Annotated in this window: 12 protein-coding genes and 1 pseudogene; all 13 read right to left on the bottom strand. The window is 71.9% G+C overall.

What is annotated here, in order from left to right; genetic code table 11:
- Positions 1–350 precede the first annotated feature (350 nt).
- The gene (locus LN042_RS12135; RefSeq protein ID WP_230051158.1) at positions 351–1,301 is read right to left on the bottom strand and encodes a DUF3048 domain-containing protein; all 951 of its coding nucleotides are present in this window, start codon (positions 1,299–1,301) and stop codon (positions 351–353) included.
- A 760-nt stretch (positions 1,302–2,061) separates the two neighbouring features.
- Positions 2,062–2,235 carry a CsbD family protein gene (locus LN042_RS12130; protein ID WP_230051157.1) on the bottom strand — a complete coding sequence of 58 codons (174 nt, stop codon included), beginning with the start codon at positions 2,233–2,235 and terminating at the stop codon, positions 2,062–2,064.
- 153 nt (positions 2,236–2,388) lie between these two features.
- Positions 2,389–2,646, bottom strand: coding sequence for a gas vesicle protein K (locus tag LN042_RS37990; RefSeq protein ID WP_249800958.1), 258 nt, complete (start codon positions 2,644–2,646; stop codon positions 2,389–2,391).
- A 149-nt stretch (positions 2,647–2,795) separates the two neighbouring features.
- On the bottom strand, positions 2,796–2,996 hold the full coding sequence (locus tag LN042_RS12120) for a gas vesicle protein (RefSeq protein WP_230051155.1): 201 nt from the start codon (positions 2,994–2,996) through the stop codon (positions 2,796–2,798).
- 5 nt (positions 2,997–3,001) lie between these two features.
- Positions 3,002–3,808: a GvpL/GvpF family gas vesicle protein gene (locus tag LN042_RS12115; protein ID WP_230051154.1), complete on the bottom strand. Its 807-nt coding sequence runs from the start codon at positions 3,806–3,808 to the stop codon at positions 3,002–3,004.
- A gap of 242 nt (positions 3,809–4,050) precedes the next feature.
- A pseudogene (locus LN042_RS12110) lies at positions 4,051–4,383 on the bottom strand (gas vesicle protein); the annotation flags it as partial.
- On the bottom strand, positions 4,383–5,060 hold the full coding sequence (gene gvpO, locus LN042_RS37685; RefSeq protein ID WP_230051153.1) for a gas vesicle protein GvpO: 678 nt from the start codon (positions 5,058–5,060) through the stop codon (positions 4,383–4,385). The pseudogene LN042_RS12110 and the gene gvpO, both read right to left, overlap by 1 nt.
- A gap of 3 nt (positions 5,061–5,063) precedes the next feature.
- Positions 5,064–5,315: a gas vesicle protein GvpG gene (locus LN042_RS12100; RefSeq protein ID WP_230051152.1), complete on the bottom strand. Its 252-nt coding sequence runs from the start codon at positions 5,313–5,315 to the stop codon at positions 5,064–5,066.
- A complete protein-coding gene (locus LN042_RS12095; protein WP_230051151.1) occupies positions 5,306–6,115 on the bottom strand; it encodes a GvpL/GvpF family gas vesicle protein in 810 nt (269 codons plus the stop codon). Before LN042_RS12095 ends, LN042_RS12100 begins: the two co-directional genes overlap by 10 nt.
- Positions 6,112–6,573, bottom strand: coding sequence for a gas vesicle protein GvpJ (gene gvpJ / locus LN042_RS12090; protein WP_230051150.1), 462 nt, complete (start codon positions 6,571–6,573; stop codon positions 6,112–6,114). The genes LN042_RS12095 and gvpJ overlap by 4 nt, the downstream gene beginning before the upstream one ends.
- A gap of 5 nt (positions 6,574–6,578) precedes the next feature.
- Positions 6,579–7,835: an SRPBCC family protein gene (locus tag LN042_RS12085; protein ID WP_283843684.1), complete on the bottom strand. Its 1,257-nt coding sequence runs from the start codon at positions 7,833–7,835 to the stop codon at positions 6,579–6,581.
- Between the two features lie 5 nt (positions 7,836–7,840).
- A complete protein-coding gene (locus LN042_RS12080) occupies positions 7,841–8,680 on the bottom strand; it encodes a histone protein (protein ID WP_230051148.1) in 840 nt (279 codons plus the stop codon).
- A 447-nt stretch (positions 8,681–9,127) separates the two neighbouring features.
- Positions 9,128–12,754, bottom strand: a complete 3,627-nt coding sequence (locus LN042_RS12075) for a hydantoinase B/oxoprolinase family protein (RefSeq protein WP_230051147.1) — start codon at positions 12,752–12,754, stop codon at positions 9,128–9,130.
- Position 12,755 lies beyond the last annotated feature (1 nt).

Raw genomic sequence — 12,755 nt, 5'->3', positions numbered from 1 at the left:
CATGGGATCCGTGTCGCCGTCCCGGGAGGCCGGCTCCCTGCGCGGCTGGCCGCACGGGCAGCACGACGGCCGCCAGCACCTGTGACTCGTACCCCGGTGTGCGATCGCCCGTCAGAAATCGCCGCAGCACCAGCTCGGTTGGCGGCCGCGGGGCGCGCAGGAGGTGCGTGGCGGCATGGTCACCACCGGCCGGGCGGTCGACGGTCCAGCTGTCTGCGGGGCGGGTCCGGTGAGTTCGCTCGCCCAGGCGAGGGCATCAGGAGGCGGAAGTGACGCGGCGCCGGATCATGGTGCAGCCGACCGTGACGCGCGGGCCACCGAATTCGTCGGCGGGCGGCGGGCCGGGCTCGTTACGGCACCATCACCACCAGGACCGGACCGGTGGCGAACGGCATGGTGCTGCCGTCGGGCAGGGTGAACGTGGTGCCGGCGGCGGCGTCGGGCCGACTCCAGTGAGTGCTCCACGTCCTGCCGTCACGCAGCACCTCCGCCGTGCCCGATCCGGTGCTCTGGGTGAACACCTCGTTGTCCGGGTGCCCGGCGTTGAAGTCGGTGAACTGCCCGGGGACGATGCTGACGTGCTGGACGACCACGGTCGCCGTGCCGGACCACGCCGAGTGGCCGTCCACGGACACGTCGTAGCTGCGGCCGTTGAAGTGGACGCCGATCGACGCGGCGGGCAGGTGCCAGGTCATGTCGGTGAGGGCGGTGCCGCCGCTCGGTGCGGCGCCGAAGGTGAAGCCCGGGGAACGAGCAGGCACGGACGGGTACTTGGCGAGGATCTGGTGCGGGTCGATGAAGGTGGGGTCCGTGGCGTGGTTGCTGAACGCGCCGGGGTCGTCGAAGGGGGTGACGTTCTGCACGTCGGCCTGGTTGAGCTGCGGGAGGAGTCCGCTGATCGCGCCGCTGTAGGCGAAGTCGAGGCGCCCGTACTGCTGGAGGAGCGGGATGTCGGTCTGCCGGGCCGAGCGGACCGGGCCGATCTTGTCGGGCAGGTGGTTGGCGTCGTAGACGGCGAGGAACCGGGAGAGTCCGCCCTCGACCTGTATCCAGTAGACGATGTCGGCCTGGCCGAGTCCCTGTTGGATCTGCTGGATGTTGCGGCCCACGTTGTCGATCTTGACGGCGAGCAGATTGCCCGCCGTGCCGTTGTTGTCGAGCGGGTTCGGGGCCTGTGCCGTCGACGACGGGGAGGGTGGCGGGGGCGGGGGCTTGGGCGCATTGCTGCCGCAGCCCTGGAGGGCGACGAACCCGGCGGTTCCGGCACCGGCCACCGCGAGCAGCAGTCGACGTCTGCGCATTGGTGTCACCCCTTGACAGCTGGGGGTTGCCAGCTGGGTGTTGCCAGCCGGGAGGAACCGGGCGGCGGCCCGCACGCCGGGGCCCTCATCCCTTTGTATACGCAACCGCCGGATACGTGAACCCCGGCGGTTGCCCCGCGGCCTGCTCCTCGCGCAGGCACAGCCCGATCTGCACCGCGTGGACCGCGACGGCCGTGCGAGGAACGTCATGCATGCAGGTGGACTGGCGGGAGTCGATGGTGCTGGTGGTCCCGCCGCCCAGCCGTGGGAGGATCTGCACCGCCGCGGTGTGTCGTCGGTGAGCTGCTGCAGGCCCTTGGTGCTGCCGCCGAGCACGAATCCGAAGACGATCAGCCTGGCCGCCCAGGCCGACGGCGTGGCCGGCTGCAGCCGCCAGGCCGGGCACAGCGGTCGACCGGGTTCCGCGCCCGCCGTCGCCGGTCCGGGGCGCTGCGGCGGCAGGCCGCCGCCGAGGTCGCGCCGGCCCGGCAGCAGGCAGGCCGCGGCGATCTTCCCGCCAGGGTGGCGAGCCACAGGCCGAGCACACACCCAGTGGTCGCCGCCGTACGTACGGGTACGGGTGTGCCGCCAGCCGAGGCACGAGGAACGCGACCGGCTGGCCGCCGAGACCTGAGCCCGGGACGGTCGACGACTGGGCGGGCCGGCTCTGATGCCGACATGGCATACGCCAGGGAGAGCAACGATTCCGCCTCCCGGCCAGGTGCGCCGGGAAGCGGAATCGAGTTGCCGTCAGGGCGGATCAGTCCTTCAGGGCGTCCTTCATCTTCTGTCCGGCCTGGAGCGTGTCACCCTTCACCTGTTCGGCTTTGCCCTTGGCAGCGAGGCTCTCGTTGCCGACGGCCTGGCCGGTGTCCTTCTTCACCTTGCCCTTGGCGGCTTCGGCCGCGTGCTCGATCTTCTTGCCTGCGCCCACGACTTCCTCCTCATGTACTCAAGTGTCCGCTGTTGCGTTTGCCCCTTATCAGGTGTTTCATACCGAAATCCGAGCGCGAAAGGGCACCCGGAGGCGGGCAGGTCCGGGGGCGTATGCACTGCCCGGTCGGTGGATTCAGGACCGCTGGGACAGCTAATCGGACGACAGCAGCGGCCCGAGCGGGCCGAGGTCGATGTTGAGGTCGTCGGCCGTGAGGTCGAACCGCTCCCGCAGCTCCGTCATCCGCTCCTCGAGCGCCATCAGCGTCACTCCGATGTCCTCGATCTGGTCATCGCTGAGGTCACCCTGGTCTATTCGCCGCAGCGCCTGGCGTTCCATCAACTGCCTGATCAGCTCGACGACCGCCAGGACCAGGGACGCCAGGTCGCGCCCGACCGTCTCCGGATCCAGTGCGACGCGGCGCCCCGCCGTCGGGCGTTCGCCCCGACCGCCCCGCTCGCCCCGACCGCCCGGATCTGCCCGGGCCCGCTTCCGCGGCGGGAACACGTCGGTGGGGTCCGGCCGGGAGGTCCCGGTCTGCGGCTCCCAGAACCGGCCGTTCACGACAGCGACCGATCCGGGTCGGGGGTGACGGAACGGACCGACGCGATCAAGGCGCGCAAGCTGATCCGCACCAGGTCGACGTCGGCGATCGAGAGGGTGATCTCGCCCGCGATCACCACGCCGCCGGCCAGCACCCGGTCGAGCAGGTCGACCAGGGCGACGTTGCGCTGCTGGAGTGCCGCGGAAGGCTGTGACACGGCGATCACTTCCCGCCGGTTGCAAGCGGAAGGTCGACGAACGAGTACGGCGGCCACGGCCCGGTCAGCTCGATGCGCAGGACCTGGCGGTGGGCGTCCTGGAGGCCCGCGACCACCTGGGCGAACTCCTCCGCCCGGGGGTGGTCCACCAGGTAGGCGCCGTTGAGGACCATCGGATCGCGGATGCCGGTCGCCTCCGGGGTCTGCAGGGGGTGCTCGGCGCTGTCCTCCGCGACGGCGGTCAGCTCGTGGTGGACCTGCCGGGCGCGCTCCACCGCGTCGTCCAGGGCCTGCGCATTGCGGTCGCGGGCGGCCCGCCGGCGCAGCAGGTAGGCGGTGCCGGGACGGCCGGTCGACGCGGTGCCGTCCCGCCCGTCGGCGCCCTGGTTGTCGTCGTGGAGACGGGCCGAGTCCAGATAGGCCTTCACGCCCCACTCCGTGCGGCCGGCGACACGGTCGAGGGCGGTCCGGAACTCCCGGTGGTGCTCGTCGAGCAGGGCCGACACCCGCTGGTCGTCGCGGTAGAGGGTGGCGAACCGCAGGGGCAGCGTCCGCGAGCCGCGGGCGAGGGCGTCGATGACCTGGTGGTGCGCGCGCACCGCGTGTTCGAGCCAGTGCGGGTCCTGGAGGTGGTCGTGCAGGGCCGGCGCGTCGAAGTCCGAGCTCGGCACCGAACCCACAACCGCGGCGAGGTCCGCTGCGGTGATCAGGCGCGGGTGCTCGCCGGCGACACCGCTCATGCCCCGCAGGACGGCGAGGTCGGTGCCGCTGGGTGCCACCGCGTACAGCCAGGTGTAGGAGTCACCGGTCATGACTGGGTGCCTCTGCGGCGGGTGGTGGACGTGCGAGGGGATCGGGCAGCGGACGGGCGTTCAGCGGTGCGCCGCGCACGCCTCGGGGCACGCCCGGCTTCCTCCGCGGTGTCCGTGTGGTCGGCCTCGGGGGCGTCGTCGGTCTCGGCGGCGTCGTCGACCTCCTGGGCCTCGTCGGCATCGGTGCCAGGGTCGAAGCCGGTGGCAGGGGCGGCGTCGGTTCCGGCGTCGATCTCGGCCCTGGTCGCGGTGCGGTCGGCCTCGAGTTCACCCAGGCGTTCGCGCAGGCGCCGGTTCTCCGCCGCGAGGTCGCGCTGGCCGGAGGACAGCGACGGGTCGTGCTCCCACCAGTCGATGCCCATCTCCCGGGCCCGGTCGACCGAAGCGATCAGCAATCTGATCTTTATGGTGAGCAGCTCGATGTCCAGGAGGTTGATGCGGATGTCGCCGGCGATGACGATGCCCTTGTCCAGAACGCGCTCGAGGAGGTCGGCCAGATTGGCCGGCTGCGGCGGGGCGGTGGTTCCAGGCCGCGCCGACAGGACGCTGCCGCGCCGGGGAGTCAGGTCGCTCATTACTGCTCCTCCCGGTTGGCGCGGCCGCGGTAGTAGCGGCTTTCGCGACGGTAGGAGACGAGGTCGCCGTCCTCGTCGAGCATGACCTCGTAGACGGCGAGGATGTCGGTGGAGTCGGGGATGCGGCGGGTCTCCAGGACCTCGATGCCGATCCGCCAGCCGTCGCCGGTCCGCTCCAGAGCGGTGACGCCCTCGGGGCCGCGCCCGGTGAGGGTCTGGACTTGGGCGGCGGCCTTGGCAGCGGCCTCGGCGGCACCGATCCCCGCGACCTTGGTTGGGGTCTTCCGGTGGGCGGTGCGCTCAGGGCGGGCCGGGCGCTCCTGGGGTGCGGTCCGGCGGGCGGTGCGCTCAGGGCGGGCCGGGCGCGCTGCGGGTGCGTCCTCGCCCTCGCTCCGGCGCAGGCGCCGTGGGGGCTCGTCCTGGCCGTGGTGGTCGGAGGCCTCAGCAGCACGTCGGCGCGGTCGCGGCGCCTCCTCCTCCGCACGTCGGCGCGGTCGCGGCGCCTCCTCCTCCGCACGTCGGCGCGGTCGCGGCGCCTCCTCCTCCGCACGTCGGCGCGGTCGCGCGGAGTCCTCCTCGGTGCCGTGCGACACGCGGCGCCGCGGCTGGTCGGGGGGCGGGCGGCTCGCCGAGCGTTCGGCGGCCGGACGACGGGATCGGCGCTCGGAGTCGGACACGGTTCACACCTCCAGGCCCCCCGCGCTGCTCGTGGCGGCCCACAGGCGCCGTACCAGCTCCTCCTCCTGCCTGGCCGCGTCTTCCTCGCTGATCGTGCCGGCCTGCCTGGCGGCCTCGACGGCCATCAGGCGGCGGCGGATGACCGCCGGGTCGTTCAGCTCGCACGCGGCCTGCTCGTGCACCTGCTCGGCCACCCACACGACGCCACGGACGGGTGCGAGTGGCAGGGTCAGCAGTCCGGTGATCAGTCCCATGAGCCGTCTCCTTCCGCATCGACGTCCGCGTCGACGAGTTGCGAGGCGAAGTCGTACGGGGCCAGCGGGCCCAGCATGCGCAGCTCCATCCACGCTCCCCAGTCCGCGGCGAGGTCCTCGGTGGCGTGCTCGAACCCCTTCCAGCGGTCGTGGGGGACGAGGAAGGAGGCGTAGAGGGGCTGGTCGGCAGTGGCGTCGGCGTGGAAGGCCCGCGCGGCCAGCGGGGCCAGCACGTCCAGGAGACGGGCGGTGTCGGCCTGTCCGCGAGCGGTGAGTTCCTGGGAGATCAGCTCACCGAGTTGGATCTGCTGGTAGCGGGCGGCATCCTCCGGCAGGCCGGCGACCTGCTCCCGCAGCCGGGCGATGTCCGCTCGCTCCGCGAGGATGTCCCGCAGCACCCTGTCCTCCCGGTAGGTTCCGCGGACGGTGAACTGTGCGAGGTCGGTCAAGTCCTCCAGCGCGTCGGCGAACTGCCGCTCCTGCGGGGCCAGCAGGTCATCGGCGACCGCCTCCACGTCGCGCACCACGGCGCCGAAGCGGAAGGGCAGGACCGGGACGTTCGCGGCCGCCAGTGAATCCAGGACCCTGGCGTGACCGAGCAGGTCACCGGGTGCCCCCAGTGGCCGACCCGTGTCAACCTCGCTGACCACGGCGGCGATCTCGCGGTGCCGCACCAGGGTGACGGGCGCAGGCGGGTCGCCGATGCCCTCGACGTCGTTCGGCTCCCGGGTACCGATCGGAACCACCCCGTACACGTAGCAGCCCAGCGTGACCGGCTCCGGCAGCGCGGTGGCATTCATCGGTCACGCTCCCTCCGCGTCGCGGCGGACCGCGACCGCCGCCTGGGCCGTTCCTGCGCCTCCTCCTGCTGCTCTTCCGGTTCTTCGCCCTCGTCCTCGTCATCGCCGCCGCGGACGTGATCGATGACGTCGCTGACCGTCCCCTTCACCCCCTCGAGGGCGCCGCGGGTCTTGTGCCGGGCACCTCCCTGCTGCATGTCCTGCATCAGCTCCGGCAGGCCCTCGCTCTTGTCCTGCGTGAGGTCCAACCGGTTCACGGCCTCGGCGAACCGCAGGTAGGTGTCCACGCTGGCCACCACGATGCGCGCATCGACAGTCAGCAGTTCGATCCCCACCAGGGACACCCGCAAGTTGATGTCGATGACCAGGCCCTTGTCCAGAATGAGGTCGACGACATCCGCCAGGCTGCTCGCGGAAGGTCGATCAAGGTAGTGGCTGGTACGTGGAGCAACGGTCACTGCTCTCACCTGTTCCGTGCGAGTGCACGCCGGGAGCCGCGCCGCCTGGCGGGCTCCTCATCGCCCTCGTCTTCTTCCTCGTCTTCGTCTTCGTCTTCCTCGTACTCATCGTCGTCGCCGGACTCTTCGTACTCGTCCTCGGGCTCCTCGTCTCCACCCTCGTAGTCGTCCTCGTCGTCCTCGGGCTCCTCGTCCCCGCCCTCGTACTCATCCTCGGGCTCTTCCCCCTCGTAGTCCTCTTCGCCCTCCGGCTCTTCCTCGTCGTACTCGTCCTCGGGCCCTTCCTCCTCTTCCTCTTCCTCCTCGTCCTCTTCGTCTTCCGGCTCTTCCTCGTCCTCTTCGCCTTCCGGCTCTTCCTCGTCGTACTCGTCCTCGGGCTCCTGCGACTCCTCGTCGCCCTCGTTCTTCTCCTCCTCGAGGGCGTCCTCGTGGGAGCGCACGACTTCCCCGTCACGGATCTCACCGCGCCAGCCCTCGACGCTTTCGGGGTCGAGGATCACCTGCGTCATGACGTGGCGGCGGAAGTGCTTGAGCTCCAGGCGCACGCGTCGTCCCTGGGCGCGCCACAGGTTGCCGGTCCGCTCGAACAGGCCCTGCGGCTTGTACTCCAGCACGAGGAGGATCTTGGTGAGGGTGGGCGTGACCTCATGGAAGGTCACCGTGCCGTCCACGGAGCCCTTCTCCCCCTTCGACTGCCACACGATCATCTCGTCCGGGACCTGCTTGATGATCGTCGACTCCCAGGTGCGGTGGGACAGGAAGATCCCGGCCTTCCAACTGAGCTTCTCGTCGGACTCCTGCTCGACGTGCTCCAGGCGCTTGGTGTACTTCGGGAAGTCCTGGAACTGGGTCCACTGGTTGTAGGCGACTCGGACCGGGACGCCGACCTCGATCTGCTCCACGATGTTGGTGGCCTTGGTCTTCTTTCCACCTCCGCCTCCGCCCCCGCCACCACCGCTGCCGTCTCCGCCACCGCCGCCGAACTTGCCGGCCACGGCCTGCTTCACTCCGGCGGCACCCGTGCTCAGCAGGGCCTTCGCCATACCGCCCCCGCCTCCTCCGCCGCCGCCCCCGAGGCCGCCGTTCTCCACGTAGTCGACGAGCCGGTCGGTGACCTCGCCGGCCTTGTCGGTCGCGACCGACACCGCGCGCTCGCCGAGCGCCGATATCAACTCGCGCCCCTGCTCCATCAACCGGTCGGTGGGCAGCTCCTCGAGCACGCCGCCCAGTCCGGCACTCCGGTCATCGGACTGCTTGGCCATCTGACTCACCCCCGCTTACGGGCCGACGTCCGGGTGCCGGTGCTCTTGCGTGCCGACGCGGTGCCCGCTGTCTTCCGCCCGGACGACGGGGACGCCGTCTTCTTCGCGGCCGCCGCGCTCCTGCGTGGCGAGGCCGCCTTCTTCGCCGGGGCCTTGCTCGCACTCTTCTTCGCGGCCGCCGTGCTCTTGCGCGGCGATGCCGCCTTCTTCGCGGTGCCACCGCTGGACGCCCGGCTGGAAGCCGCCTTCGTCCCCGCCTTCGCGCCGGACTTCGCCGTGCTCTTGGGCGCGGCGGCCTCGGACCGCTTGGCGGTGGAGGAAGCGCGCTTCGCGGCGCCTCCGGCGGACGACGTCCTGCTACGTGATGGCCGCCGTGCCGCCGGCTTCTTCGGCTCCTCCTCCGGCTCCTCCTCCTGCTCCTCAGGCTCCTGCTCTTCCTGCTCCTCCTCCGGTTCCTCCTGCTCGCCGTTCTCCGCCTCGGGCTCTTCCTGCTCGCCGTTCTCCTCGTACTCGTCCTCGCCCTCCGGCTCCTCCTCCTGGTCGGCCTTTCCCTCGCGCAGCGCATCGGTGTGCTTCTGCAGCCGGTCGGTCAGCGCCCCCATCCGGTTGCTCGCGGCCGCGACGGCGGCCTTCTTGCCCGCTTCCTTCAGTTCGCCCCGCACCTCGTCGGTCAGGCGGCGCAGTTGCGGCGACGACTCCATCAGCTCCCCGAGGAGCGCGCCGGGATCGGTGGTCAACTTCTTCCCCGCTGCCATGCCGGCCAGGGCCATTGCCCACCGGGCCTTATGCCAGCGCCCGAGCAGGTAGCCCGCAGCCACCGCAGCGGCAAGCTTCGTGTTATTCATGGCACTTCCCCTGAAAGGCAACGGACCGGTTTCCTCCTGCCGAGCCGCTTCAACAAAGCCACCGTCTACCCACCCCGCCGCAGACGACACACCATGACCAGGCTCCGCCGGGCCGGGATCCCGCGAGGCGAGCCCCGCCGGAGCCGCGCCGGCCGGACTCCCGCCCCGGAGCGCGGGAGTGGGGCCCGCACCCGAGCACCCACGCCCCGGCTGGGGATCAGCTCGTGGTCGCCACGCCGACCCCGCCGCCGCCGAAGACCCCGGCTGCCCGTTCGTGTCGTCCGCCGGCGGTCAGGCGGGCGAGCCCTGGTGCGGAAGGAGCAGCCGGCAGCCAACGCGATTGCAGCAGGTGCGTCGCGGCGGAGACGGCCAGTCGGCCGTCCGGTCACGAGCCGCACGGATCGGCCTGCCGCACGTCGCTCGCCCGGCACCGCTGCCGCACGTCGCTCACCCGGCACCGCTGGGGCGGTCGGGCTCCCCTGCCCCGCTGGGGCGGTCGGGCGCCCCGTATCCGCCGCCGCCCGGTGTCTCGATCTCCAGCACGTCACCGGCCGCGAGGTCGGCGGTGGCGCAGCCGTCGAGCGTCTCGACCGTGCCGTCCTTGCGCCGCACCCGGTTCCTGCCCAGTGCCCCCGGGGCTCCGCCTGCCATGCCGTAGGGCGCCTGGTGCCGGTGCCCGGACAGCAGGCTGACGGTCACCGGCCGGCGGAACCGGATCCGGCGCACCGCGCCGTCGCCGCCGTGCCAGCGGCCGGCGCCGCCGCTGCCGGGTCGGACGGCGAATTCCTCCAGCAGCACGGGCAGCCGCCATTCCAGGACTTCGGGGTCGGTCAGGCGGGAGTTGGTCATGTGGGTCTGCACCACGTCGGCACCGTCGAACCCCGGGCCGGCACCGGAGCCGGACGCGATGGTCTCGTAGTACTGGTGGTCCTCGTTGCCGAAGCTGACGTTGTTCATCGTTCCCGAGCCCTCGGCCTGGACGGCGAGCGCCGCGTAGAGCGCCCCGGTGATGGCCTGGGAGGTCTCGACGTTCCCGGCGGCGACGGCGGCCGGGTAGCGCGGCGCGAGGAACGAGCCGGGCGGCACGATGATCCGCAGGGGGCGCAGGCAGCCGTCGTTGAGCGGGATGTCGTCGGCTACCAGGGTGCGGAAGACGTACAGCACCGCGGCCGTGACCACCGCCGACGGGGCGTTGAAGTTGCTGTCCAGCTGGGCCGAGGTGCCGGTGAAATCGATGGTGGCGGTGCGTTCTTCGCGGTCCACCGTGACGCGCACCGCGATCTCGGCGCCGGAGTCGGTCCGGTAGCGGTACTCGCCGTCGGACAGCCTGCCGATCACTTCGCGCACCGCCCGCTCGGCGTTGTCCTGCACGTGGCGCATGTAGGCCTGCACCACGTCGAGGCCGAACTGGTCGATCATCTTGGTGACTTCGTCGACGCCCTTGCGGTTGGCGGCGATCTGGGCGCGCAGGTCGGCGAGATTGGTGGCCGGGTCGCGCGACGGGTGGCGCGCCCCGGTGAGCAGCCGGTGCGTCTCGGCCTCGCGCAGTTCGCCGTCCGCGACCAGCAGCCAGTTGTCGAAGAGCACGCCCTCCTCGTGGATCTCACGGCTGGTCGCGGGCATCGATCCCGGCGTGACACCGCCGATCTCGGCGTGGTGGCCGCGGGACGCGACGAAGAACAGGAGGTCGTGCCCGTCCGGGCCGAAGACCGGGGTGACCACGGTGACGTCGGGCAGGTGGGTGCCGCCGTGGTAGGGGTCGTTGACGGCGTAGGCGTCGCCGGGCCGGAGCTTCGAACCGCGGCTGCGCAGCACCTCCTTGACGGTCGTGCCCATCGATCCGAGGTGGACCGGGATGTGCGGGGCGTTGGCGACCAGGTTGCCGTCCGGGTCGAAGAGCGCGCAGGAGAAGTCCAGCCGTTCCTTGATGTTGACCGACTGCGCGGTCGACTCCAGCCGGGCGCCCATCTGTTGGGCGATCGCCATGAAGAGGTTGTTGAAAACCTCCAGGAGCACCGGGTCGGCCGCGGCCGCCACCGAGGGCTCCACCGGGGCGGAGACCTGTTCGAGCAGCAACTGCCCGACCGGGGACACGGTGGCCCGCCAGCCCTGGTCCACGACGGTGGTGGCACCGGCCTCGGCGATGATCGCCGGGCCGGTGACGGCCTCACCCGGCCGCATCCGCTCGCGCCGCAGCAGCGGTGCCCCGCGCCAGCCGCCGCCGCTGAACAGACGCACCTCGGCGTCGCACGCGGGCCCGGGCGGTGCGGCGGTCGCTGCGAGGGCGTCCAGGTCCGGCTGCTCGGTGAGGCCGGTGGCCTCCACTTCGAGGGCTTCGATCATGATCGGACGGTCCATCAGGAAGGAGTAGGTGGACCGGTGCTGCGCCTCGAACTCGGCTGCCATGTCGGCCGGTTCGCCCAGCGCCACCCGCAGGGTGGTGTCGGTCCCCCGGTAGCCCAGTCGGGCCCGGTGGGCCAGCCGGATCCGCTCCGCCGGGATCTCCTGGCCTAGCAGCTCGGCCGTCGCGGCCGTCGCGAGCTCGTCGGCCAGCCGTCGCACGTGCGGCACGGCGTCGCGGCCGAGCGGCCGCTCCACGGCCTGCTCACGCAGCACCGTGGTGTCGGCCAGCCCGATGCCCAGCGCGGAGAGCACTCCGGCCATGGGCGGCACCAGCACCCTGCGGATGCCGAGCGCCTCGGCCACCGCGCAGGCGTGCTGGCCGCCCGCGCCGCCGAAGGTGGTGAGCGCGTAGCGGGTGACGTCATGGCCCTGCTGCACCGAGATGCGCTTGATCGCGTTGGCGATGTTCCCCACCGCGATCCTCAGGAAGCCCTCCGCCGCCTGTTCCAGGCTGCAGGCGCGGCCCGAGTCCGCGGCGATCTCGGCCGCCAGTTCGGCGAAGCGCCGCCGGACCAGGTCGAGGTCGAGCGGCTGGTCACCGCTCGTGCCGAAGACCTGCGGGAAGTGCGCGGCCTGGATCCGGCCGAGGGCCAGGTTGGCATCGGTGACGGTGAGTGGTCCGCCCCGCCGGTAGCAGGCCGGTCCCGGGTCCGCGCCGGCCGAGTCGGGGCCGACCCGCAGGCGTCCGCCCTCGAAGCGCAGCACCGATCCGCCGCCGGCGGCCACGGTGTGGATCGCCAGCATCGGCGCCCGCAGCCGGACCCCCGCGACCTCGGTGGTCACCACCCGCTCGTACTCGCCGGCGAAGTGCGACACGTCGGTGGAGGTGCCGCCCATGTCGAACCCGATCACCTTCTCGAAGCCGGCGAGTCGGGACATCCGCACCATGCCGACGATGCCGCCGGCCGGGCCGGAGAGGATGGCGTCCTTGCCCCGGAAGTGCTCCGCTTCGGCGAGTCCGCCGTTGGACTGCATGAACATCAGCCGAACGCCCGTCAACTCCGCTGCCACCTCGCGCACGTAGCGCCTCAGGACGGGCGAGAGGTAGGCGTCGACCACCGCGGTGTCACCGCGCGGCACCAGCTTCATCAGCGGGCTCGCCTCGCTGGAGAGCGCCACCTGGGGAAAGCCCAACTCCCGGGCCAGTTCGCCGATCGCGCGCTCGTGCGCGGGGTGCAGGTAGCTGTGCAGGCAGAGCACGGCCACCGAGCGGATCCCGTCGCGCAGGCAGCGGCGCAGCTCGTCGGCGAGGTGCTCCAGGTCGGGTGGGCGCAGCACCGTGCCGTCGGCGGTGATCCGCTCGTCGACCTCGATCACCCGGCTGTGGAGCGGCTGTGGCAGCACGATGGCGCGGGCGAAGATCTGCGGCCGGTTCTGGTAGCCGATCCGCAGCGAGTCCGCGAAGCCCCGGGTCACCACCAGGGCGGTGGGTTCGCCGGTTCGCTCCAGCAGGGCGTTGGTGGCCACCGTGGTGCCCATCCGCACGGACTCGATCCGGGCGCCGTGCGCGGGCAGCAGGGCGCGGATCCCGGCTACGGCCGGGTCCCGGTAGCGCGCCGGATCGTGCGAGAGCAGCTTGTGGGTCAGCAGCCGGCCGTCGGGGGCCAGTGCGACGACGTCGGTGAACGTCCCGCCCCGGTCCACCCAGAACTGCCAGCCCCTGCCCGCCATC

The organism is Kitasatospora humi, from assembly GCF_020907985.1.
GTDB classification, from domain to species: Bacteria; Actinomycetota; Actinomycetes; order Streptomycetales; family Streptomycetaceae; genus Kitasatospora; species Kitasatospora humi.
The sequence above is the reverse complement of the archived record's forward strand: the minus strand, read 5'-3'. Positions and strand labels throughout refer to the sequence as shown.

Bases quoted from the DNA above. Each gene is read 5' to 3' on its own strand.
- LN042_RS12135 (WP_230051158.1), bottom strand. From the start codon at position 1,301: ATGCGCAGACGTCGACTGCTGCTCGCGGTGGCCGGTGCCGGAACCGCC.
- LN042_RS12075 (WP_230051147.1), bottom strand. From the start codon at position 12,754: ATGGCGGGCAGGGGCTGGCAGTTCTGGGTGGACCGGGGCGGGACGTTC.
- LN042_RS12095 (WP_230051151.1), bottom strand. From the start codon at position 6,115: ATGAATGCCACCGCGCTGCCGGAGCCGGTCACGCTGGGCTGCTACGTG.
- LN042_RS12100 (WP_230051152.1), bottom strand. From the start codon at position 5,315: ATGGGACTGATCACCGGACTGCTGACCCTGCCACTCGCACCCGTCCGT.
- LN042_RS12080 (WP_230051148.1), bottom strand. From the start codon at position 8,680: ATGAATAACACGAAGCTTGCCGCTGCGGTGGCTGCGGGCTACCTGCTC.
- LN042_RS12115 (WP_230051154.1), bottom strand. From the start codon at position 3,808: ATGACCGGTGACTCCTACACCTGGCTGTACGCGGTGGCACCCAGCGGC.
- LN042_RS12085 (WP_283843684.1), bottom strand. From the start codon at position 7,835: ATGGCCAAGCAGTCCGATGACCGGAGTGCCGGACTGGGCGGCGTGCTC.